Consider the following 21,935-nt stretch of genomic DNA (forward strand, 5'->3'; position numbering starts at 1 on the left):
TCACAGGGCAACAAACATTTTCGTTGCCATGCCCGCTCATGCTTTTCTGGAGACTTTACGTCCAATCTTGAATGTGGCTCATGGAGCGAATGGTGACGCGGAGCCTTAAGAAAGGCGTTCCCGCTGACGCGTGCGAAACGAGAGATATCCGTCGGCTGTACCGGCCTCTTCGTGAGCAAGCTCACTCCCACAAGTACGCGGCGCGCACGATGTCCGTAATCCATACCGCTCAACCCTTACAACGCCTTCCTCACACTCTCCGGCAAATAATCAACATACCTGCGCATCGGATTTTTTTGGCATTGAGCGACGATGCCCGGCGTCGCTTCCAGCAGCTCAAGAACCAGGGCCTGACGCTCGTCCAGGGTGAGAAAATGCTCTATGACCGGACTGCTCGACAGGTACAGCTCTGTGCGCATCAGCGCATCCGGTTTGACGTCCTTGCGCCATTTGCGTCCCTCGAACATTTCCGTATTCAGCTGCCAGCACAACACCTGCCTCAGCTCGACATTGGCTGCCAGCGGCGGGTTGGTATGTGGACGCTCCGTGAAATTGAACGTGACCGTAACTGCTTCGCCCTCGGGATGAGAAGCAGACGGCTGCCAGGGTTCGAAGACCCACTGTTCGACAGCACTTCGGGTCAGGCTGATAAGCCTAGGATCGGGCGCGCCCAGCACTTCGAGGAAGCGCACGCCTCCATCGGCCTGAATGAAAACTCTGATGCTGACACTGCGTTTTACGAAGGAACGAAGCATCGATGTCGGATAGCCCGGCTCAGGCATATGCAGCGGCACCGGATACGACGGCAACGCCTGTGCTCCCCCCGCCGAAAGCAACCCTGTAAGCATCATGCAACCCAGCACGCAGCTCATTCGCTGCCCTCCGCTTGCTCGGCCAACCCGACCATCAATGCCTTGATCGGCGTCGGCAGATAGTCGCCGTACAGACGATCGGGATTGCTTCGGCAATTGCTGACCATCATCGGTATCGCGGCGCCCAGTTGCTCAAGCAGGACCTGGCGTTGGGGCTCGTTGCGCAGGTGGGCAACATGGCTGCCGAACAGCGCCCGCCCGGTGTACCAGAACACGTCGACCTTACTCAGTGGTTCCTTGGGATAGTCCTGGCGGGCGGATTTCACTTCGTGGTTCAGGTAGCCGCAGCGGATGTTTCCCAGGCCCACGGTCACTTCGGTGTTGAAGCGCCGATAGCCGTGGGAACCAAAAATGACGGGCACGGTGATCGTGGTCATGGGCGGCGCGCCGACTGTTCCGACCCAGGGTTTATAGCGCCATTGGCGGAGTGCCTGCTCCACCGCTGCGGCGAGCTGCGGATGCCCGCTCTCGATCGCCCTGGCTTCACGAACCTGCCCATTGGATTTGATCCACAGCTGCGCGCGGACCTTGCCTGCATAGTGGGTCTTGACCAGCTCAGGTGGAAAAACCGGTGTCGGCGTGTATATCGGCACCAGAAATGGCTCTGCAGCGCCAACGGGAGGGGCCAGTGCTGCGGCAATCATGAACGCGGTGATTCTCATTGTTGTAGGGGCTCATCGTCGTGGTGCACCTCCAGGGCGCAGTGATGACGATGGTATGAACCTGCCGACACATCAGTCAGCACACGACTTCCGATACGCCTGTAGGACCCATCCCAAATACTTGAAACACCTGTAAACATTTACGCAATGTTCGTAAAACAACAGCTGATTGCCTGCATTTCCTACAAATAATCAGCCCGAAGGCACTGCTTTTTTCTGTAATGAAAATGTAATATTCGCATTCGCAAAAACAACAATAATCAGGAGCTTCTCCATGTTTGGGTTTTTCCGCCCTGCCAGGCATCAGGCACCCCTTCCCGAAGAAAAGGTCGACAGCACCTATCGCCGTCTGCGCTGGCAAATCTTCGCAGGCATCTTTATCGGCTATGCGGGTTACTACCTGCTGCGCAAGAATTTCTCGCTGGCGATGCCGTATCTGATCGACGAAGGCTATACGCGTGGCCAGCTGGGCGTGGCGATGTCTGCCATTGCGATTGCCTACGGCTTGTCGAAATTCCTCATGGGCATCGTTTCGGATCGCTCCAACCCGCGTTACTTCCTGCCGTTCGGCTTGCTGGTCTCTGCCGGGATCATGTTCATCTTCGGCTTCGCGCCGTGGGCGACGTCCAGTGTCACGATCATGTTTGTGCTGCTGTTCATCAATGGCTGGGCGCAGGGCATGGGCTGGCCGCCGAGCGGGCGGACGATGGTCCACTGGTGGTCGCAGAAAGAGCGCGGCGGCGTGGTGTCGGTGTGGAACGTGGCGCACAACGTCGGCGGCGGCCTGATCGGCCCGCTGTTCCTGCTCGGCATGGGCTGGACCAACGACTGGCATGCGGCGTTCTACGTGCCGGCGGCGGTTGCGTTGCTGGTCGCGGTGTTCGCCTTCGCGACCATGCGTGACACCCCGCAATCGGTCGGCCTGCCGCCTATCGAGCACTACAAGAACGATTATCCGGAAGGCTACGATGCCAGCCACGAAGAAGAATTCAGCGCCCGGGAAATCTTCGTCAAATACGTGCTGCGCAACAAATTCCTGTGGTACATCGCCATGGCCAACGTGTTCGTTTACCTGCTGCGCTACGGCGTACTGGACTGGGCACCGACCTATCTCAAGGAAGCCAAGCACTTCACGGTCGACAAGACCTCATGGGCTTACTTTCTGTACGAGTGGGCGGGCATTCCGGGCACGCTGCTGTGCGGCTGGATGTCGGACAAGATCTTCAAGGGCAATCGCGGCCTGACCGGCATGGTGTTCATGTTTCTGGTGACCATCGCCACGCTGGTGTACTGGCTGAACCCTGAAGGCAATCCGACCGTCGACATGATCGCGCTGGTGTCTATCGGCTTCCTGATCTACGGCCCGGTGATGCTGATCGGTCTGCAGGCGCTGGAGCTGGCACCGAAGAAGGCAGCAGGCACGGCCGCCGGCTTTACCGGGCTGTTCGGCTATCTGGGCGGGTCGGTCGCGGCCAGCGCGGCGATGGGCTACACGGTTGACCACTTTGGCTGGGATGGTGGGTTCGTGCTGTTGATCGGCGCGTGCATTCTGGCGATGGTGTTCCTCGCACCGACGCTGCGGCACAAACAGGTCGCCAGCACATCCCGCGACATCAAAGGCTAATCAGGCAGTCTCCGACTTGCAGCGCTTGAGCCGCGCCTCCAGATTCAAGTCTGGCATGGCGTGGCTACGCAGGGCCTTGGCGGTCTGCTCCACGTACTCGCGGGTGGTCCCGTAGCGCCCTCTGGCGCTGGCCAGCACCTGGCTGAGCACGCTGTCCGGCAGGTTGCCTGCGTAGCTGGGCAGATGCCGCTCGAGTACGAAGCCAAGGGCCTGCACCTTCCGGCCATCTTCAAGGCGGCAATTGAGCCAGTGCGGGCGATACGAGGGGTACGGCATCTCGCGCTCCCACAAGGCCAGCAACGATTTTTCCAGGCATTCATCCGGCAGACGATAGGCGAAGCCGGTGCATGAACCGCCACGGTCCAGACCGAATACCAGCCCCGGTACTTCCGGCGTGCCACGGTGTTCGTGCGACCAGAGGTAAAGCCCGCGGTGATAACCGTGCACTCGGGCGCGCTGGCTCTCCACGGCGGTGCACTCGGGACGCCAGATCAGTGAGCCGTAGGCGAACAGCCAGACCGGGCCGCCCTTGTGACGACGCATGGTGGTGTTCATGGATGCGAGCAGTTGCTCGCGGGTAAGCTGCGGGCCCATATCGATAACGGGCGGATACGTCAGGCCAAGGCCGTCATGCACCGCAGCGGCCAACTCGTTGATTGGATTCTCCATTTGCCTCCCTGACAGTCTGACTGTCAGTTTTTACCGAGCCCCGCCGACTCGCTCGTGGTTGAGCGGCATCAGGGTGTCGTGGTTCGGTTGTTGCCACAGGCCAACGGCCTGCCTCTACTAAAAGTTGCCTGGCGACGAACAGGCATCGCCATCGGTTGTAATCAGTTAAAGCAATTTACACTCCACTCCTGCAGCCGTCAGTCCGGCATTACGCACGCGGTGCGTAGGCGAATACGTCTGCGCGCATCTGATGGGCGTCCATTCCGGCGTCAACCAGAGCGTCCAGCGTTCCGTAGATCATCGCTGGCGAGCCGCTGGCGTAGACGTGGACGGCCGACAGGTCCTTGATGTCCTCGCAAACCGCCTCGTGCAGCAGACCGCAACGTCCCTCCCAGCCGCACAGGTCGCTGACGACCTTGTGCAGGAACAGATTCGGCAGTTTCCCCCACTCATCCCAGTGGCTGACCTGGTAGAAATCCTCGGGGCGACGCACGCCCCAGTACAGGTGCACGGGATGACTGAAGCCTGTGGAGCGACAGTGTTCCAACAAACTGTTCATTTGCGCCATGCCCGTACCGGCCGCGATCAGCACCAGCGGGCCGTCCGGCAGCTCGGCAAGGTGGGTGTCGCCAAAGGGCAGCTCGACCCGCGCCATGCGGTTGCGTTGCAGTTGCTCGATCAGACTGCGCGCACTGTCTTCACGAGCCAGTACGTGCAGCTCCAGTTCACGACCGCAGTGCGGCGCCGATGCGATGGAGAACGCCGACTTCTCGCCGTTCTCACGCTCGATCATCAGGTACTGCCCGGCGTGATAACGCGGTGGCTTGCCGGCTGGAGCGCGCAGGCCGACCCGCCAGACATCACCACCCACTTCGACGCACTCGCTCAATTGGCAGGCAAAACTGCGCACCGGCAGCTCACCCTTGGCCAGCACGCCATCCCAGAGCACCACGCACGCTGTCAGCGGCTCGGCCACACAGGTATGAATTTCGCCGTGATCGAGCGTCTGCCCCGACTGCATTACCTGGCCCTCGACCAGCAGAGCCGAGCAAACATGGCAGTTGCCATTGCGACAGCTCTGTGGGCACTCGTAACCCAGACGCTGTGCCGCATCGAGTATCCGCTCGCCCGGCAGGGTTTCCAGCACCGCACCTGACGGCTGCAAGGTTACGCGCATCAGTCTATTCCCAACTGAGTCCAGATTTCGTCCACCCGGCGTGTGGTGGCTTCGTCCTTGACGATCGCCCTGCCCCACTCGCGACTGGTCTCACCTGGCCATTTGTTCGTGGCATCCAACCCCATTTTCGATCCCAGGCCGGACACCGGCGAGGCGAAATCGAGGTAATCGATGGGCGTGTTGTCGATCATGACCGTGTCGCGCTTGGGGTCCATGCGCGTGGTGATGGCCCAGATCACGTCGTTCCAGTCCCGCGCATTGATATCGTCGTCGGTGACGATCACGAACTTGGTGTACATGAACTGGCGCAAGAACGACCAGACACCCAGCATCACGCGCTTGGCATGGCCGGGATACTGTTTCTTGATGGTCACCACGGCCATGCGGTACGAGCAACCCTCGGGCGGCAGGTAGAAATCGACGATTTCCGGAAACTGCTTTTGCAGAATCGGCACGAACACTTCGTTCAGCGCGACGCCCAGAATCGCCGGCTCATCAGGCGGACGACCGGTGTAGGTGCTGTGGTAGATCGGCTTGATACGGTGCGTGATGCGCTCGACGGTCAGCACCGGAAAGCTGTCGACTTCGTTGTAATAGCCGGTGTGGTCGCCGTAAGGCCCCTCGTCGGCCATCTCGCCCGGATGAATCACGCCTTCGAGCACGATTTCGGCGCTGGCCGGGACTTGCAGATTGCTGCCACGGCACTTGATCAGTTCGGTGCGCGAGCCACGCAGCAGACCGGCAAAGGCATATTCAGACAGGCTGTCCGGCACCGGCGTCACAGCACCGAGAATGGTCGCCGGGTCCGCGCCCAGTGCGACGGCCACCGGATAAGGCTCGCCAGGATGCTTGACGCACCAGTCGCGGAAGTCCAGCGCGCCGCCGCGGTGGCTGAGCCAGCGCATGATGATCTTGTTGCGACCGATGACCTGCTGGCGATAGATGCCGAGGTTCTGGCGCTCCTTGTTCGGGCCTTTGGTGACCGTCAGGCCCCAAGTAATCAGGGGCGCAACATCGCCCGGCCAGCAGGTCTGTACGGGCAGCATGCCGAGGTCGACGTCATCGCCTTCGATGACGACCTCCTGGCAGGGCGCATCCTTGACGACCTTCGGCGCCATGGCGATGACCTTGCGGAAGATCGGCAGCTTGGACCAGGCGTCCTTCAAGCCCTTGGGTGGCTCAGGCTCTTTGAGGAACGCCAGCAGCTTGCCGATTTCACGCAGCTCACTGACCGCTTCGGCACCCATGCCCATGGCGACGCGCTCTGGCGTGCCGAACAGGTTGCCCAGCACCGGGATATCAAAACCGACCGGTTTTTCGAACAGCAGCGCCGGACCCTTGGCACGCAAGGTACGGTCACAGATTTCAGTCATTTCCAGCACAGGCGAGATCGGCATCTGGATGCGTTTCAACTCTCCGCGCTGCTCAAGCTGCTGCACGAAATCCCTAAGATCTTTGAATTTCATTAACCCGGCCATTTATCCAATAGACGCACATCGTACCTGCTCCAGCCCGTCAAGGCAGCTAATCGGCGGCATGCAGGCAAAAAAAATGGTGCCCCGAAGGACACCATTTTTTGTTTCAGCCTGCCAGTTACTTGCGTTTCATGGACAGGAAGAACTCGTCGTTGGTCTTGGTCTGCTTGAGCTTGTCGATGAGGAACTCGATAGCCGCGACTTCGTCCATCGGGTGCAGCAGCTTGCGCAGGATCCACATGCGCTGCAGCTCGTCATCAGCGGTCAACAGCTCTTCACGGCGTGTGCCGGAGCGGTTGATGTTGATGGCCGGGAACACGCGCTTCTCTGCGATCTTGCGATCCAGAGGCAGCTCCATGTTGCCGGTACCCTTGAACTCTTCGTAGATCACTTCATCCATCTTCGAACCGGTTTCAACCAGTGCGGTGGCGATGATGGTCAACGAGCCGCCTTCTTCGATGTTACGCGCAGCACCGAAGAAACGCTTTGGCTTCTCGAGTGCATGAGCATCGACACCACCAGTCAATACCTTGCCGGAGCTCGGGATGACGGTGTTGTAGGCACGTGCCAGACGGGTGATGGAGTCGAGCAGGATAACGACGTCTTTCTTGTGCTCGACCAGGCGCTTGGCCTTCTCGATCACCATTTCGGCAACCTGTACGTGACGGGTTGGCGGTTCGTCGAACGTCGAGGCGACCACTTCGCCGCGCACGGTGCGCTGCATCTCGGTCACTTCTTCCGGGCGCTCGTCGATCAGCAGAACGATCAGATGCACTTCCGGGTTGTTACGCGTGATGTTCGACGCGATGTTCTGCAGCATGATGGTCTTGCCCGCCTTCGGCGGAGCAACGATCAGACCACGCTGACCTTTACCGATCGGTGCGCACAGATCGATCACACGACCGGTCAGGTCTTCGGTGGAACCGTTACCGGCTTCCATCTTCATGCGGATCGTCGGGAACAACGGCGTCAGGTTTTCGAACAGAATCTTGTTCTTGGCGTTTTCCGGACGGTCGTAGTTGATCGTGTCGACCTTGAGCAGAGCGAAATAACGCTCGCCTTCCTTGGGTGGACGGATCTTGCCAACGATGGTGTCGCCGGTACGCAGGTTGAAGCGGCGGATCTGGCTGGGGGAGACATAGATGTCATCCGGGCCGGCCAGGTAGGAAGCGTCTGCAGAGCGCAGGAAACCGAAGCCGTCCTGGAGAATCTCCAGCACGCCATCACCGGATATTTCCTCGCCACTTTTGGCGTGCCGTTTGAGCAGGGAGAAAATGACGTCCTGCTTGCGCGAACGGGCCATATTCTCGATGCCAGCCTGTTCGGCCATTTCGAGCAATTCGGTAATCGGCTTTTGCTTGAGTTCAGTCAGGTTCATATGGGGAATGACGTAATCATGTATGGAGGGGGAAATTAAGCTTTTGGCTTAATGAGGCCGCGCCGCAGAGAAGGCGACAGGATCGCGTACTAAATCGAAAGGAGAGCGTCGGCGACGGCTAGCAGGGGGCAACGGAGAAGCCGTTGCGGGGCCGAATGTACCACCTGATTTTCCAGGCGTCTAGTACGACACCCGAAAAAAACCCCGCGATTTGCGGGGCTTTGAAACGCTTCAGATGTTGGCGTCGAGGAACGCAGCCAGCTGCGACTTCGAGAGGGCACCAACTTTGGTCGCTTCCACGTTGCCGTCCTTGAACAACATCAGCGTAGGAATACCGCGAACACCGTGCTTGGCAGGAGTGTCCGGGTTTTGATCGATATTCAGCTTGGCAACAGTCAGCTTGCCTTCATAGGTACCGGCGATTTCGTCCAGAACCGGGGCAATCATTTTGCAAGGGCCACACCATTCAGCCCAATAGTCAACAAGCACAGGACCCTGAGCCTTGAGTACTTCGGCGTCAAAGTTGGCGTCGGTGACGTGTTTGATAAGGTCGCTACTCATGGAAGTCTCCGAGGTCATAGGCTAAAAACGACGCTCATCATAGCCGGCCTCAGGTGATTCAGGAAGCGAAGGTTCATTGAGTCTGACTATGATGGCTCATGACTGGAGTTATGGCAGGCGTTCAGTTGGCGGGCGACACGAACACGATGCCGGTGCGCAGTGCCGCGCCACGAATATGGTCCTGCATGGCCTTTTGCGCTGGCCCTGACGCATGTCGGGCCAGCGCACGAAGGATCTTGCGATGCTCCTGCCAGGTTTCCATGACCCTGGCCGCCCGGATGAACGGCATCTTCTGGCTTTCCAGAAAGATGTCGGCCCCGGCAGTCACGATCCCCAGCATCGCCTGATTGCCGCTGGCGACCAGAATGTGCCGATGAAACTCGAAGTCCAGCCGCGCCGCAGCCTCGAAGTCACCGGCACGCAATTCCAGACGCATGGCTTCGACGTTGTCCTCCAATACATCGCGCTCGTCGGCGGTCAGGGTCACGGCGGCCATGCCTGCAGCGAAGCCTTCCAGTGCATAGCGCAACTGAAAGGTGTCGGCCGGGGAAACCTGAGCTTCATAAGGCCAGGAAAAACCACCCGTGCGCTGTTCTGGTTCAGAAATCGACTGCACGAACACGCCTTTACCGGGCTGGACACTGACCACTCCGAGTGCGCTGAGCGATGACAGGGCTTCACGCAAGGACGCCCGACTGACCCCCAGCAATACCGCCAGATCGCGTTGCGACGGCAGGCTCTCACCGGGCTTGTACCCTTGCTCGGCGATCAATTTGCGAATGGCCCGGAGGGCTGATTCGGGTACTGCGAGTGAAGTGTGCGGCATCACTGTTCAGGCCAGTCAGTCCAGTAAAAATCCCTTTTATCCCCATCTCGAACATTCGGCAAGCGACGCCCAGCCCTGGGGCGGCAAGGCTTTAAAGCGCGCCAAAGCAGGGCGCGAAGCCGCTCGACTGGTCAGACCAGTAAGACCATAAACACGCTGCAAACCTTGATTCATGGCAGCTCACGAGCGAATGGCATGCGCTGTGCACTGGAGACAGGCCAACACCTTTCGTTTCGCCCGGAGACTTCATATGACCAAGCGTTACAGCGCCCTGCTTACTGCACTGTTTGCCAGTCTGATGCTGAGCCAGACACCCGCCCACGCCAACGGCCTGGACGACGTTGTAGCGCGCGGCACCCTCAAGGTGGCCGTTCCACAGGACTTCCCGCCATTCGGCTCGGTCGGGCCGGACATGAAGCCGCGCGGCCTGGACATCGACACCGCACAGCTGCTGGCTGACAAGCTCAAGGTCAAGCTGGAGCTGACTCCGGTCAACAGCACCAACCGCATTCCGTTCCTGACTACTGGCAAGGTCGACCTGGTGATCTCCAGCCTGGGCAAGAACCCGGACCGCGAGAAAGTCATCGACTTCTCGCGCGCTTACGCACCGTTCTACCTGGCGGTATTCGGTCCACCTGATTCGCCGGTCAAGGACATCGCTGACCTGAAAGGCAAGACCATCAGCGTCACCCGTGGCGCCATCGAGGACATCGAGCTGTCGAAAGTGGCTCCGGAAGGCGCGGTCATCAAGCGCTTCGAAGACAACAACTCGACCATCGCAGCCTATCTGGCCGGTCAGACCGACCTGATCGCCAGCGGCAACGTGGTGATGGTCGCGATCAGCGAGCGCAACCCCAAGCGCATCCCGGCGCTGAAAGTGAAACTCAAGGATTCGCCCGTGTATGTCGGCGTGAACAAGGGTCAGCCGGAACTGCTGGGCAAGGTCGATGAGATTCTGAATGCCGCCAAGGCTGACGGCTCGCTGGAAAAAGCCTCCCAGACCTGGCTGAAGCAACCGCTGCCTGCCGATCTCTGATCACCGCTTTCCGGTAACAGGATTCACCAATGGCTTATCACTTCGACTTTACACCGGTCCTGCAGAGCATCGATCTGCTGTTGCGCGGGGCTTTGTTCACGCTGGAACTGACGGCCATTGGCACGCTGCTGGGCGTCAGTCTCGGTATTGTCGGTGCCGTCGTGAGGGCCTGGAAGATTCAGCCTTTTGCGACGATCTTTGCCATCTATGTCGAGCTGATCCGCAACACGCCGTTTCTGGTCCAGCTGTTCTTCATTTTCTTCGGTCTGCCGTCGCTGGGCGTGCAGATCACGGAATGGCAGGCAGCGGTGCTGGCGATGGTCATCAACCTGGGTGCCTACTCGACTGAAATCGTGCGGGCAGGTATCCAGGCGATTCCCAAGGGTCAGCTTGAAGCATCGGCAGCACTGGCGATGAGTCGCTATGAAGCCTTTCGCCACGTGGTGCTGGTTCCAGCGCTGGGCAAGGTCTGGCCGGCACTGAGCAGCCAGATCATCATCGTTATGCTGGGCTCGTCAGTCTGCTCGCAGATTGCCACTGAAGAACTGAGCTTCTATGCCAACTTCATTCAGTCACGCAACTTTCGCTCGTTCGAAACCTACATTGTGACCACGCTGATCTACCTGGCCATGGCGCTGCTGATCCGGCAATTGCTGGCCTGGATCGGGCGGCGCTACATCTCGAGGAACCGCTGATGGATTTCACCCTCTGGGACATCGTGCGCAATCTGCTGATCGGCCTGCAATGGACCTTGGCCTTGTCGCTGGTGGCCTTCATCGGCGGCGGGCTGATCGGCTTGCTGATCATGGGCATGCGCACCTCGGAAAAATCCGGCCCGCGCGTGACCGCGAAACTCTATATAGAGTTGTTTCAGGGCACACCGCTGTTGATGCAGTTGTTTCTGGTGTTCTTCGGTGTCGCGCTGATGGGACTGAACATTTCGCCCTGGGCTGCGGCTGCACTGGCCTTGACGCTGTTTACCAGCGCCTACCTTGCGGAGATCTGGCGTGGCTGCGTCGAATCGATCTCCAAGGGCCAGTGGGAAGCATCCGCGAGCCTGGCGCTGACTCCGTTCGAACAGATGCGCTATGTGATTCTGCCGCAGGCGTTGCGCATCGCGGTCGCGCCGACGGTCGGCTTTTCGGTGCAGGTGGTCAAAGGCACGGCGGTGACGTCGATCATCGGCTTCACCGAATTGACCAAGACCGGCAGCATGCTGGCCAACGCCACGTTCGAACCTTTCATGGTCTATGGCTTCGTTGCTCTGGGCTACTTCATCCTGTGCTACCCCTTGTCGCTGTGCGCGCGCCATCTGGAAAGGAGACTGCATGCCTCTGCTTAGAATTTCCGCCCTGCATAAATACTATGGCGATCATCACGTGCTCAAAGGCATCGATCTGTCGGTCGAAGAAGGCCAGGTCGTGGCGATCATCGGTCGCAGCGGCTCGGGCAAAAGCACCCTGTTGCGCACGCTCAACGGCCTGGAGTCGATCAACGATGGCGTGATCGAGGTCGATGGCGAATACCTGGATGCGGCACGCGCCGACCTGCGCACGCTGCGCCAGAAGGTCGGCATGGTGTTCCAGCAGTTCAACCTGTTCCCGCACCTGAGCGTGGGCGAGAACGTCATGCTTGCGCCGCAGGTCGTGCAGAAAGTACCAAAGGCCGAGGCCGCCAAACTGGCGAGGAAGATGCTCGAACGCGTCGGACTGGGCGAGAAGTTCGACGCCTTCCCGGATCGCCTGTCCGGTGGTCAGCAGCAACGCGTGGCGATTGCCCGCGCGCTGGCGATGTCGCCCAAGGTCTTGCTGTGCGACGAAATCACCTCGGCGCTGGACCCGGAGCTGGTCAACGAAGTACTCAGCGTGGTGCGCCAACTGGCAGCCGATGGCATGACCCTGATCATGGTCACCCACGAAATGCGCTTCGCGCGCGAAGTGGGCGACAAGCTGGTGTTCATGCACCAGGGCAAGGTGCATGAAGTGGGCGATCCGAAAGTACTCTTCGCCAACCCGAAAACCCCGGAACTGGCGAACTTCATCGGCACAGTGGAGCACGCCTGACGCTGAACGCAGAGCGTCCGGAACAGCATGTCCACGCGAAGCGATCAGCGTTATACACAAAACCCGAAGAGCCTGGAAAAGGGCTGAAGCAGCAGTGTCTGGCTGGACAGAAATCTTTGTGGGAGTGAGCTTGCTCACGAAGGCGTTGGTCCAAACACCATATCTCCGGGGCCTGCACCGGCCTCTTCGCGAGCAAGCTCGCTCCCACGAAGACTTGTGTGTAACGCTGAGCGCGGAGCATGTTGCGGGCACTTATCGTTCCTCACGCTCTGCGTCACAGCTACATGCTGTATCGGGCTGGACAGAAATCTTGGTGGGAGTGAGCTTGTTCACGAAGGCGTTGGTCCAAACACCATATCTCCGGGGGCTGCACCGGCCTCTTCGCGAGCAAGCTCGCTTCCACGAAGACTTGTGTGTAAAGCTGAGCGCGGAGCATGTTGCGGGCACTTATCGTTCCTCACGCTCGCGTGGGAATGCATTTCGTGACGCTCCGCGTCACAGCTACATGCTGTATCGGGCTGGACAGAAATCTTTGTGGGAGTGAGCTTGCTCACGAAGGCGTTGGTCCAAACACCATATCTCCGGGGGCTGCACCGGCCTCTTCGCGAGCAAGCTCGCTCCCACGAAGGCTGTGTATCACGCTGAGCGCGGCGCATAGACACGATGGCGTTCTTAGGGATACCTCTCGTTCCGCACGCTCCAGCGTGGTAATGCATTTGGTAACGCTCTGCGTCACATGGCATTGATAGCCATACGCCACGCGCGCGAGTAATACCGGGTATTTCCGGTGCCTGAACAGCTTCGCGTTGGCGGCAAGCATGGATCGTGGCACGATGGTCCGGTTATCGAACCGGACTTCCTGACCATGCCGCACTCAACACCCAAGAATTTTTCACTGATCGCCGCTATCGACCTGGGCTCCAACAGCTTTCATATGGTTGTGGCAAAAGCCAATCAGGGCGAGATTCGCATTCTTGAGCGCCTGGGCGAGAAGGTGCAGTTGGCCGCTGGCATCGACGAAGAGCGCCAGCTGACCGAAGAATCCATGCAGCGCGGTCTTGACTGCCTGAAACGCTTCGCCCAGTTGATCAACGGGCTGCCGCTCGGTGCGGTGCGCATCGTGGGCACCAATGCCCTGCGCGAGGCGCGTAACCGCAACGACTTCATTCACCGCGCCGAAGAAATCCTCGGCCACCCGGTGGAAGTGATTTCCGGCCGCGAAGAAGCGCGCCTCATTTACCTGGGCGTCTCCCACACGCTGGCCGACACCCCGGGCAAACGTCTGGTCGCCGATATCGGCGGCGGTAGTACCGAATTCATCATCGGCCAGCGCTTCGAGCCGCTGCTGCGTGAAAGCTTGCAGATGGGCTGCGTGAGTTTTACCCAGCGCTACTTCCGCGACGGCAAGGTGACACCGGCCCGGTACGCTCAGGCCTATACCGCTGCCCGTCTGGAAATCATGAGCATCGAACACGCGCTGCATCGCCTCAAGTGGGATGAAGCGATCGGTTCGTCAGGCACCATTCGTGCTATCGGCGTGGCGCTCAAGGCCAATGGTTACGGCGCTGGCGAGGTCAACGCCGAAGGGCTGGCCTGGCTCAAGCGCAAGCTGTTCAAGCTGGGTGACGTGGAAAAGATCGACTTCGACGGCATCAAACCCGACCGTCGCGCCATTTTCCCCGCAGGCCTGGCGATTCTGGAAGCCATCTTCGACGCCCTCGAGCTCAAGCGCATGGATCACTGCGAAGGTGCCCTGCGTGAAGGCGTGTTGTATGACCTGATGGGCCGCCATCATCACGAAGACGTGCGTGAGCGTACGCTCAGCTCGCTGATGGAGCGTTATCACGTCGATCTGGAGCAGGCCGCACGCGTTGAAGCCAAGGCGCTGCATGCGCTGGAGCAGGTTGCCGAGAGTTGGGACCTGCAGCACGAAAGCTACGCCGAACTGCTGAGCTGGGCGGCCAAGGTGCACGAGATCGGCCTGGACATCGCTCACTATCACTACCACAAGCACGGCGCTTACCTGATCGAGCACTCGGACCTTGCCGGTTTCTCACGCGAAGACCAGCAAATGCTCGCACTGCTGGTGCGCGGTCATCGCCGTAATATTCCCAAGGACAAGTTCGCCGAGTTCGGCGATGAAGGCATCAAGCTGATTCGCCTGTGCGTGCTGTTGCGCTTTGCGATTCTGTTTCACCACATTCGTGGCACCCAGGAGATGCCACGTGTGACGTTGCGTGCCGACGGCCCGAATCTGGACGCCGAATTCCCGAAAGGCTGGCTGGAAAACAACCAGCTGACTCAGGCCGACTTCGCGCTGGAAGCGGAGTGGCTGACCCGAGTCGGCATCGTCTTCAGCGTACGCTGAGGACCGGGTTGCTCAGGCGCTCCAAAAGAGTCGCCTGGGCGCTTCGCGGGTTCTGATTACCGGTCGGCGTGCTGCGCACGTAACGCCCGTCCGACTGCAACAGCCAGCTGTGGGTGTTGTCGGTCAGGTAGCTTTCCAGTTCCTTCTTCACACGCAGAATCAACTTCTTGCCTTCCACCGGGAAGCAGGTCTCGACGCGCTTGTCGAGGTTGCGCTCCATCCAGTCGGCACTCGACAGGAACATCTGCTCGTCTCCGCCGTTGAGGAAGTAGAACACTCGCGTGTGCTCCAGGAAGCGGCCGATGATCGAGCGCACATGGATGTTGTGCGAAACCCCGGCGATGCCTGGACGCAGGCAGCACATGCCGCGCACCACCAGATCGATGCGCACACCGGACTGGCTGGCCTTGTACAACGCCCGGATGATCTTCGGATCGGTCAGCGAGTTGAACTTGGCGATGATGTGCGCAGGCTTGCCATCGAGCGCAAATTGCGTCTCGCGGGCGATCATGTCGAGCATGCCTTTCTTGAGCGTGAACGGCGCATGCAGCAGCTTTTTCATGCGCAGCGTCTTGCCCATGCCGATCAACTGGCTGAACAGTTTGCCGACGTCTTCACACAACGCGTCATCGGAGGTCAGCAAGCTGTAGTCGGTATACAGACGTGCGTTACCGGCGTGGTAGTTGCCGGTCCCGAGATGCGCATAACGCACGATCTCGCCCGCTTCGCGACGCAGGATCAACATCATCTTGGCGTGGGTCTTGAAGCCGACCACGCCGTAGATCACCACCGCACCGGCGGCCTGCAGGCGGCTGGCCAGTTGCAGGTTGGACTCTTCATCGAAGCGCGCACGCAACTCGATCACCGCAGTGACTTCCTTGCCGTTACGCGCGGCATCGACCAGTGCATCGACGATTTCCGAGTTCGCGCCGCTGCGATACAGCGTCTGGCGTACCGCCAGCACGTGCGGGTCTTTTGCCGCCTGGCGCAGCAAATCGACCACGGGCGTGAACGACTCGAAAGGGTGCAGCAACAGGATGTCCTGTTTGCTGACCACGCTGAAAACGTTTTCGCTGTTCTGCAGCAGCTTGGGGATGGCTGGCGTGAACGGCGGGTATTGCAATTCGGGATGGCTGTCCAGGCCGGTGATGCTGAACAGACGCGTCAGGTTGACCGGGCCATTCACCTGATACAGCTCGGACTCGTTCAGGTTGAACTGCTTGAGCAGGTAGTCCGACAGGTGTTTCGGGCAGGTGTCCGCCACTTCCAGACGTACCGCATCACCATAGCGACGCGAGAACAGCTCGCCACGCAGTGCGCGCGCCAGGTCTTCCACATCTTCGGAGTCCAGCGCCAGGTCAGCGTTTCGGGTCAGGCGGAACTGGTAGCAGCCCTTGACCTTCATGCCCTGAAACAGATCGTCAGCGTGGGCGTGGATCATCGACGACAGGAACACGAAGTTGTCGCCAGGCCCGCAGACATCTTCCGGCACCTTGATCACTCGCGGCAGCAGACGCGGCGCGGGAATGATCGCAAGACCGGAGTCGCGCCCGAAGGCATCGATGCCTTCAAGCTCGACGATGAAATTCAGGCTCTTGTTGACCAGCAAAGGGAACGGGTGCGTCGGGTCGAGGCCGATCGGGGTGATGATCGGCGCGATCTCGTCGCGGAAGTAGCGTCGTACCCAGGCCTTGAGCTTGGCCGTCCAGTGACGGCGACGAATGAAGCGGACCTGATGTTTCTCCAGCTCCGGCAGCAGAATATCGTTGAGGATCGCGTACTGGCGATCCACATGACCGTGTACCAGTTCACTGATCCTGGCCAGCGCCTGATGCGGCTGCAGACCATCAGCGCCCGCCTGTTCGCGGGCAAAGGTGATCTGCTTCTTCAGGCCTGCAACACGAATCTCGAAGAACTCATCGAGGTTGCTGGAGAAGATCAGCAAAAACTTCAGCCGCTCCAGCAATGGGTAGGACTCATCGAGCGCCTGTTCCAGAACCCGGATATTGAACTGTAGTTGCGACAGCTCACGGTGGATATACAGGCTGCTATCGTCCAGGTTCGGAGCGACGATAGCGGGCACCGCAGCGGCGGGTGCCTCGATGGCCGGGATTACTTCGATGTCAGGTTCGACCACGGGTGTTGCCTCCGGGACATCGACTTGAACAGCGGCTTCGATGAGTGCTTCGGTATTCATGAATGTTCCTGTGAGGCTATTGCCCCTTCAACAGTTGAGCGGCGCGAACAGCAAAGTAGGTAAGAATGCCGTCGGCGCCGGCGCGTTTGAAGGCAGTGAGGGACTCGAGAATCACCCCTTCACTCAGCCAACCGTTCTGGATTGCGGCCATGTGCATCGCGTATTCACCGCTGACCTGATAAACAAAGGTCGGCACTTTGAACTCATCCTTGACCCTGTACAGAATGTCCAGATAAGGCATGCCAGGCTTGACCATGACCATGTCGGCGCCTTCGGCAAGGTCGGCTGCCACTTCGTGCAGAGCCTCGTTGCTGTTGGCCGGGTCCATCTGATAGGAGGCCTTGTTGGCCTTGCCCAGATTCAGGGAGGAACCCACCGCATCACGGAACGGGCCGTAGTAGGCACTGGCGTACTTGGCCGAATAGGCCATGATCCTGACATTCACATGCCCGGCCAGCTCCAAAGACTCGCGGATGGCCTGAATGCGACCGTCCATCATGTCCGATGGTGCGACCACCTGAGCACCGGCATCGGCGTGCGACAGCGCCTGTTTCACCAGCGCGTCGACAGTGATGTCGTTCTGAACGTAGCCCTCTTCGTCGAGGATGCCGTCCTGACCATGCGTGGTGAACGGGTCCAGCGCCACATCAGTGATGACGCCCAGCTCCGGGAAACGGTCACGCAGGGCGCGGGTCGCGCGCTGGGCGATGCCGTCCGGGTTCCAGGCTTCGGCACCGTCGAGGGATTTCTTTTCCGGCGGTGTCACCGGGAACAGCGCCAGCGCAGGGATACCCAACGCGACCCAGTGCTCGGCTTCCTTGAGCAACAGATCAACGCTCAAGCGCTCGACGCCAGGCATCGAGGCGATGGACTCACGACGGTTTTCACCATCGAGAACAAATACGGGAAGAATCAGATCGTCGACAGTGACAACGTTTTCACGCACCAGCCGACGGGAAAAGTCGTCGCGGCGATTACGGCGCAGACGAGTGAGAGGAAACAGGCGGTTAGCGGGGGTAAAGCTCACGGCGAGACTCCTGAGCCCGCTTACGCGGGCAAGCGCGACAGTTATAAGCCGCCATTATGACCAATGTGTGACAGTCATGGTTCGACCTGCGACTGCACGTCGCGGTCACGGCCTTAAAGGGGATACGACCATTGTGGTTGCAAGAATCTTTAACGTCGAGACACATATGGACACTTTCATGATTGCCTTGGGCGCGTTAGGCTGCGCGTTCATTTCGCCAGCATCCAGACAATGCTCCAGAATTTCTTGAACGAATTCGGCTACTTTGCCCTGTTCCTCGGCACCTTTTTTGAAGGCGAGACCATTCTGGTTCTTGCCGGATTCCTGGCGTTCCGCGGATACATGGACCTCAATATCGTCATCCTCGTAGCCTTTTGTGGCAGTTATGCGGGCGACCAGTTGTGGTATTTCATGGGACGCAAGCACGGCCGCAAGCTTCTGGCGCGCAAGCCTCGCTGGCAACTCATGGGCGACAAGGCGCTACGGCTGGTCCGCAAGCACCCGGACATCTGGGTATTGGGCTTCCGCTTCGTGTACGGCCTGCGAACGGTCATGCCCGTGGCCATCGGCCTGTCGGGTTATCCACCCGGGCGTTATCTTCTGCTGAACGGTATCGGCGCGGCTGTCTGGGCTGCGGCGCTGGGTTCGGCTGCTTACCACTTCGGCGCGGTGCTCGAAGGCTTGCTGGGTAACGTCAAGAAATATGAACTCTGGGTGCTGGGCGCACTGGTTCTGGTGGGGCTGGCCCTGTGGATACGCCGACGCGTCAAGAACGCCCGGATCGCCCGTGAAGAGCGTGAAGAAAAGAGCCGTTTCTGTGCATCGGCAGCGGCCTCCGACCTGGAAACGCCGGTCACCGTGCCCGTCGATCTGACGAAAAAATCCGACGAATAAACGTCCCCCCCTCCCGAGCGCAGGCTGACAAGCCTCGCTCGGCGATAGCGCACAGACGCTGCCGAACTCGCGACCACCGCCCTCCCCATGCACCTTTGCTCAGCCGGCTTTGCACCGCCAACGATGCCTCAACTGAACACTCGGCCCGTAAAGCGATCAACTGAACAGACAAATTAAAACAAACATTAAGTTGATCGAGCACAAGGAGCCGAAATCGATGCAGAAAAAAGTGGCTGTAATCCTCTCCGGCTGTGGCGTCTACGACGGTGCCGAGATTCACGAAAGCGTTCTCACCCTGTTGCGTCTGGATCAGCGCGGTGCGCAGGTTCAGTGCTTCGCCCCCAACATCGCTCAGCATCACGTCATCAATCACCTGAACGGTGAGGAAATGTCCGAGTCGCGCAATGTGCTGGTCGAGTCTGCGCGCATTGCACGGGGCGAAGTGAAGGACATCCGCGAAGCAAATGCCGAAGACTTTGACGCCCTGATCATCCCGGGCGGCTTCGGCTCGACAAAGAACCTTTCCGACCTTGCCCTGCAAGGCCATGCCTGCCAGGTCGAAGCCGGGCTGCTGAAGCTCGCCGAGGCGTTTGCCGAAGCCGGAAAACCGGTCGGGCTGATCTGCATCACCCCGGCACTCGCGGCCAAGATCTATGGCCCCGGCGTGACCTGCACCATCGGCAGCGACCCTGAAACCGCTGCGGCCATCACTAAAATGGGTGGCAGCCATGCTGAATGCGCCGTCGATGACATCGTCGAGGACGAAGCGCGAAAACTGGTCAGCACACCTGCCTATATGGTCGCCAAGAGCATCAGCGAAGCGGCCTCGGGCATCAATAAGCTGGTTGACCGCGTGCTGGAGCTGACTCACGAGGGCGATGCCTGACCGTCGCCCTGCCTACAAAACACCGCCTGTCAGACGGGCGGTGTTTTGCAGGCTGGCCATGGTGATCCATCCGGGCTTTATGCTTTACTGTATGTATGAACAGTATACGAGTAACGCCAGATGTCCAGTCTCTATCCGGTTCGTGGCCGAGGCACTGCCAGCAATCCGCATAACCGTTTCGCACCCAGTCAGTCGGTGGTTGAAGACGATGGCTGGTATCAGGAAGTACCGCTCACGCAAGGCACCCAGGTCACCAGCGAAACAGCCAAAAGCATCATTACCCGCAACAGCTCGCCGGATATCCCCTTTGACAGGTCGATCAACCCTTACCGGGGCTGCGAGCACGGCTGCATCTATTGTTTCGCCAGACCCAGCCACGCCTATTGGGACATGTCGCCGGGCCTGGACTTCGAGACCAAGCTGATCGCCAAGACCAACGCGGCGGCGCTGCTGGAGCAACAACTGTCCAAACCCGGCTACCGCTGCGCGCCCATCACCCTCGGGGCCAACACCGACCCCTACCAGCCGATCGAGCGTGAGTACCGCATCACCCGGGCGACGCTTGAGGTGTTACTGCGCTATCGACATCCGGTCAGCATCATTACCAAAGGCTCGCTGATCCTGCGCGATCTGGATCTGCTGGCAGAAATGGCCAGGCTGCGGCTGGTGTCGGTCTTCATCAGCCTGACGACGCTGGATGACGAACTCAAATGCATCCTCGAACCCAGGGCCGCGGCGCCCAAGGCTCGCTTGCGGGCCATTCGGGTATTGCGTCAGGCGGGGGTCCCGGTCGGTGTGCTGTGTGCGCCGATGATCCCGATGATCAACGACAGCGAGCTGGAGGCACTGCTGAGCGAAGCGAAAGCTGCGGGTGCCCTGAGCGCCAGCTACGTGATGCTGCGCCTGCCGCTGGAAGTCGCGCCGCTGTTCGACGAGTGGCTGAAGACGCATTACCCGCAACGCGCCGATCATGTCATGAGTCTGATTCGTCAAAGTCGCGGCGGAGCCCTGTACGACAGCACGTTTGGTTCTCGAATGCGTGGCGAAGGACCGTTTGCCGACCTGCTGGCTCAACGCTATGCGCTGGCGATCAAACGGCTCGGATTGAACAAACGGGGTAGATTTGCACTCGATTGCGATGCGTTTTGTCCGCCGGGAGGGCAAATGTCGCTGCTGTGACGAACTTGGTACTATCGTGCAAACCCGCGTCCCAGAGCCATCGCATTCAGTTTCGTTTAAGCTTCGGCGATTAGTCTGTTACTCGGAGTGTCATCAGCGATAGCGCTCAAGGGATTTGTTCGTGATGCCTTTTAGAGAGGGATCACATCCGGCTCTGGTCAAACAGGCATGAAGAATCCACATCAATTCGTCAGAGAGGGTGAAGACATGACAGACATCGGTAAACAGCATTCGGCTACGTCGTCCAGCACATCAAGCCATTCGGACAGCGCCGACGTAGCGTTGAAACATATCGTCGATGGCTTTGTACATTTCCGTAAAGAGGTCTTCCCCCAGCAGGAAGAACTGTTCAAGAAGCTGGCGACCGCCCAATCTCCACGGGCCATGTTCATCACCTGCGCCGACTCGCGCATCGTGCCCGAATTGATTACCCAAAGTTCGCCAGGCGACCTGTTCGTCACGCGTAACGTCGGCAACGTCGTACCGCCGTATGGCCAGATGAATGGCGGCGTGTCCACCGCTCTGGAATACGCAGTGGTTGCACTGGGCGTGCAGCACATCATCGTTTGCGGACACTCTGACTGCGGCGCCATGCGCGCAGTGCTCAACCCCGACAGCCTGGACAAGATGCCTACGGTAAAAGCCTGGTTGCGCCATGCCGAGGTTGCCCGCACGGTGGTCGAGCAGAACTGCAGCTGCAGCGGCGAACTGGAAACCATGCAGGTCCTGACTCAGGAAAACGTGATCTCCCAGTTGCAACACCTGCGCACCCACCCTTCGGTCGCAGCGAAAATGGCTAGCGGCCAGTTGTTCATTCACGGCTGGGTCTACAGCATCGAAACCAGCGAAATCCTGGCTTATGACGCCGAGCTCGATCGTTTCATACCGCTCGACGGTAAGGGACCGACGCCGATGGCTTCACCGAAAGCACGCTTTTCAGCCGACTGATCACCAGTCCGACTGACGGCAAGCCCTTCTTAATCAGCTGATGGCGACTGCGCAGGATGCGCGTCGCCCGTCTTGCCTCGTCTGAAGAATCCC

General features: G+C 59.5%; 20 protein-coding genes. 10 read left to right on the top strand and 10 right to left on the bottom strand.

Annotated features, from left to right (window positions below; genetic code table 11):
• Nucleotides 1–236: 236 nt before the first annotated feature.
• Together JOE34_RS04720 and JOE34_RS04725 are read right to left on the bottom strand one after the other, a co-directional pair.
• Nucleotides 237–872: an energy transducer TonB gene (locus tag JOE34_RS04720; protein ID WP_209995159.1), complete on the bottom strand. Its 636-nt coding sequence runs from the start codon at nucleotides 870–872 to the stop codon at nucleotides 237–239.
• The gene (locus JOE34_RS04725) at nucleotides 869–1,516 is read right to left on the bottom strand and encodes an energy transducer TonB (RefSeq protein ID WP_046266891.1); all 648 of its coding nucleotides are present in this window, start codon (nucleotides 1,514–1,516) and stop codon (nucleotides 869–871) included. The genes JOE34_RS04720 and JOE34_RS04725 overlap by 4 nt, the downstream gene beginning before the upstream one ends.
• Before the next feature lie 292 nt (nucleotides 1,517–1,808).
• Between JOE34_RS04725 and glpT the strand changes: the two genes are divergently transcribed.
• Nucleotides 1,809–3,158: a glycerol-3-phosphate transporter gene (gene glpT / locus JOE34_RS04730; RefSeq protein ID WP_003317341.1), complete on the top strand. Its 1,350-nt coding sequence runs from the start codon at nucleotides 1,809–1,811 to the stop codon at nucleotides 3,156–3,158.
• Here the strand turns inward: glpT and JOE34_RS04735 are convergent, their stop codons facing one another.
• The 6 genes from JOE34_RS04735 to JOE34_RS04760 all read right to left on the bottom strand — a co-directional run bounded on the left by JOE34_RS04735 (nucleotide 3,159) and on the right by JOE34_RS04760 (nucleotide 9,244).
• Nucleotides 3,159–3,827: a gamma-glutamylcyclotransferase gene (locus JOE34_RS04735; RefSeq protein WP_003317342.1), complete on the bottom strand. Its 669-nt coding sequence runs from the start codon at nucleotides 3,825–3,827 to the stop codon at nucleotides 3,159–3,161.
• Between the two features lie 208 nt (nucleotides 3,828–4,035).
• Entirely contained in the window at nucleotides 4,036–5,004 is a 969-nt protein-coding gene (locus JOE34_RS04740) for a CDP-6-deoxy-delta-3,4-glucoseen reductase (protein ID WP_010413532.1), read from the bottom strand.
• Nucleotides 5,004–6,470: a 4-hydroxy-3-polyprenylbenzoate decarboxylase gene (gene ubiD, locus JOE34_RS04745; RefSeq protein WP_003317344.1), complete on the bottom strand. Its 1,467-nt coding sequence runs from the start codon at nucleotides 6,468–6,470 to the stop codon at nucleotides 5,004–5,006. The genes JOE34_RS04740 and ubiD overlap by 1 nt, the downstream gene beginning before the upstream one ends.
• A 127-nt stretch (nucleotides 6,471–6,597) precedes the next feature.
• On the bottom strand, nucleotides 6,598–7,857 hold the full coding sequence (gene rho / locus JOE34_RS04750; RefSeq protein ID WP_002551560.1) for a transcription termination factor Rho: 1,260 nt from the start codon (nucleotides 7,855–7,857) through the stop codon (nucleotides 6,598–6,600).
• Nucleotides 7,858–8,088: 231 nt separating this feature from the next.
• Nucleotides 8,089–8,418: a thioredoxin TrxA gene (trxA, locus tag JOE34_RS04755; RefSeq protein ID WP_024664934.1), complete on the bottom strand. Its 330-nt coding sequence runs from the start codon at nucleotides 8,416–8,418 to the stop codon at nucleotides 8,089–8,091.
• 121 nt (nucleotides 8,419–8,539) lie between these two features.
• Nucleotides 8,540–9,244 (bottom strand): FadR/GntR family transcriptional regulator, encoded by a 705-nt coding sequence (locus JOE34_RS04760; protein ID WP_003365835.1) that lies wholly within the window; start codon nucleotides 9,242–9,244, stop codon nucleotides 8,540–8,542.
• Nucleotides 9,245–9,494: 250 nt separating this feature from the next.
• On the opposite strand from JOE34_RS04760, the gene JOE34_RS04765 reads away from it, so the two are divergent.
• The 5 genes from JOE34_RS04765 to ppx all read left to right on the top strand — a co-directional run bounded on the left by JOE34_RS04765 (nucleotide 9,495) and on the right by ppx (nucleotide 14,711).
• Nucleotides 9,495–10,280, top strand: a complete 786-nt coding sequence (locus JOE34_RS04765) for a transporter substrate-binding domain-containing protein (protein WP_003317349.1) — start codon at nucleotides 9,495–9,497, stop codon at nucleotides 10,278–10,280.
• 29 nt (nucleotides 10,281–10,309) lie between these two features.
• Nucleotides 10,310–10,975, top strand: a complete 666-nt coding sequence (locus JOE34_RS04770; RefSeq protein WP_003317350.1) for an amino acid ABC transporter permease — start codon at nucleotides 10,310–10,312, stop codon at nucleotides 10,973–10,975.
• Nucleotides 10,972–11,622: an amino acid ABC transporter permease gene (locus JOE34_RS04775; protein WP_032619528.1), complete on the top strand. Its 651-nt coding sequence runs from the start codon at nucleotides 10,972–10,974 to the stop codon at nucleotides 11,620–11,622. Before JOE34_RS04770 ends, JOE34_RS04775 begins: the two co-directional genes overlap by 4 nt.
• Nucleotides 11,609–12,343: an amino acid ABC transporter ATP-binding protein gene (locus tag JOE34_RS04780; RefSeq protein WP_003317352.1), complete on the top strand. Its 735-nt coding sequence runs from the start codon at nucleotides 11,609–11,611 to the stop codon at nucleotides 12,341–12,343. Before JOE34_RS04775 ends, JOE34_RS04780 begins: the two co-directional genes overlap by 14 nt.
• An 865-nt stretch (nucleotides 12,344–13,208) precedes the next feature.
• A complete protein-coding gene (ppx, locus tag JOE34_RS04785; protein ID WP_003392489.1) occupies nucleotides 13,209–14,711 on the top strand; it encodes an exopolyphosphatase in 1,503 nt (500 codons plus the stop codon).
• Here the strand turns inward: ppx and ppk1 are convergent.
• Nucleotides 14,698–16,908 (bottom strand): polyphosphate kinase 1, encoded by a 2,211-nt coding sequence (gene ppk1 / locus JOE34_RS04790; RefSeq protein ID WP_003392490.1) that lies wholly within the window; start codon nucleotides 16,906–16,908, stop codon nucleotides 14,698–14,700. The genes ppx and ppk1 overlap by 14 nt on opposite strands.
• Nucleotides 16,909–16,924: 16 nt before the next feature.
• Complete coding sequence (gene hemB, locus JOE34_RS04795) at nucleotides 16,925–17,935, bottom strand: porphobilinogen synthase (RefSeq protein WP_003317357.1); 1,011 nt, start codon at nucleotides 17,933–17,935, stop codon at nucleotides 16,925–16,927.
• Nucleotides 17,936–18,166: 231 nt separating this feature from the next.
• Between hemB and JOE34_RS04800 the strand changes: the two genes are divergently transcribed.
• The 4 genes from JOE34_RS04800 to JOE34_RS04815 all read left to right on the top strand — a co-directional run bounded on the left by JOE34_RS04800 (nucleotide 18,167) and on the right by JOE34_RS04815 (nucleotide 21,842).
• On the top strand, nucleotides 18,167–18,829 hold the full coding sequence (locus tag JOE34_RS04800; protein WP_003392491.1) for a DedA family protein: 663 nt from the start codon (nucleotides 18,167–18,169) through the stop codon (nucleotides 18,827–18,829).
• A gap of 217 nt (nucleotides 18,830–19,046) precedes the next feature.
• Nucleotides 19,047–19,715, top strand: coding sequence for an isoprenoid biosynthesis glyoxalase ElbB (elbB, locus tag JOE34_RS04805; RefSeq protein ID WP_003392492.1), 669 nt, complete (start codon nucleotides 19,047–19,049; stop codon nucleotides 19,713–19,715).
• Between the two features lie 120 nt (nucleotides 19,716–19,835).
• On the top strand, nucleotides 19,836–20,894 hold the full coding sequence (locus JOE34_RS04810; protein WP_024959394.1) for a PA0069 family radical SAM protein: 1,059 nt from the start codon (nucleotides 19,836–19,838) through the stop codon (nucleotides 20,892–20,894).
• A 207-nt stretch (nucleotides 20,895–21,101) separates the two neighbouring features.
• A complete protein-coding gene (locus JOE34_RS04815; protein ID WP_004409041.1) occupies nucleotides 21,102–21,842 on the top strand; it encodes a carbonic anhydrase in 741 nt (246 codons plus the stop codon).
• The last annotated feature ends 93 nt before the right edge of the window (nucleotides 21,843–21,935 follow it).

Origin of the sequence: Pseudomonas sp. PvP028, from assembly GCF_017832255.1 — a bacterium.
Lineage (GTDB): Bacteria > Pseudomonadota > Gammaproteobacteria > Pseudomonadales > Pseudomonadaceae > Aquipseudomonas > Aquipseudomonas syringae.

What these genes read in the sequence shown, in the direction of transcription:
- JOE34_RS04720 (WP_209995159.1), bottom strand. Translation starts at nt 872, where the DNA reads ATGAGCTGCGTGCTGGGTTGCATGATGCTTACAGGGTTGCTTTCGGCG.
- JOE34_RS04725 (WP_046266891.1), bottom strand. Translation starts at nt 1,516, where the DNA reads ATGATTGCCGCAGCACTGGCCCCTCCCGTTGGCGCTGCAGAGCCATTT.
- glpT (WP_003317341.1), top strand. Translation starts at nt 1,809, where the DNA reads ATGTTTGGGTTTTTCCGCCCTGCCAGGCATCAGGCACCCCTTCCCGAA.
- JOE34_RS04735 (WP_003317342.1), bottom strand. Translation starts at nt 3,827, where the DNA reads ATGGAGAATCCAATCAACGAGTTGGCCGCTGCGGTGCATGACGGCCTT.
- JOE34_RS04740 (WP_010413532.1), bottom strand. Translation starts at nt 5,004, where the DNA reads ATGCGCGTAACCTTGCAGCCGTCAGGTGCGGTGCTGGAAACCCTGCCG.
- ubiD (WP_003317344.1), bottom strand. Translation starts at nt 6,470, where the DNA reads ATGAAATTCAAAGATCTTAGGGATTTCGTGCAGCAGCTTGAGCAGCGC.
- rho (WP_002551560.1), bottom strand. Translation starts at nt 7,857, where the DNA reads ATGAACCTGACTGAACTCAAGCAAAAGCCGATTACCGAATTGCTCGAA.
- trxA (WP_024664934.1), bottom strand. Translation starts at nt 8,418, where the DNA reads ATGAGTAGCGACCTTATCAAACACGTCACCGACGCCAACTTTGACGCC.
- JOE34_RS04760 (WP_003365835.1), bottom strand. Translation starts at nt 9,244, where the DNA reads ATGCCGCACACTTCACTCGCAGTACCCGAATCAGCCCTCCGGGCCATT.
- JOE34_RS04765 (WP_003317349.1), top strand. Translation starts at nt 9,495, where the DNA reads ATGACCAAGCGTTACAGCGCCCTGCTTACTGCACTGTTTGCCAGTCTG.
- JOE34_RS04770 (WP_003317350.1), top strand. Translation starts at nt 10,310, where the DNA reads ATGGCTTATCACTTCGACTTTACACCGGTCCTGCAGAGCATCGATCTG.
- JOE34_RS04780 (WP_003317352.1), top strand. Translation starts at nt 11,609, where the DNA reads ATGCCTCTGCTTAGAATTTCCGCCCTGCATAAATACTATGGCGATCAT.
- ppx (WP_003392489.1), top strand. Translation starts at nt 13,209, where the DNA reads ATGCCGCACTCAACACCCAAGAATTTTTCACTGATCGCCGCTATCGAC.
- ppk1 (WP_003392490.1), bottom strand. Translation starts at nt 16,908, where the DNA reads ATGAATACCGAAGCACTCATCGAAGCCGCTGTTCAAGTCGATGTCCCG.
- JOE34_RS04800 (WP_003392491.1), top strand. Translation starts at nt 18,167, where the DNA reads ATGCTCCAGAATTTCTTGAACGAATTCGGCTACTTTGCCCTGTTCCTC.
- elbB (WP_003392492.1), top strand. Translation starts at nt 19,047, where the DNA reads ATGCAGAAAAAAGTGGCTGTAATCCTCTCCGGCTGTGGCGTCTACGAC.
- JOE34_RS04810 (WP_024959394.1), top strand. Translation starts at nt 19,836, where the DNA reads ATGTCCAGTCTCTATCCGGTTCGTGGCCGAGGCACTGCCAGCAATCCG.
- JOE34_RS04815 (WP_004409041.1), top strand. Translation starts at nt 21,102, where the DNA reads ATGACAGACATCGGTAAACAGCATTCGGCTACGTCGTCCAGCACATCA.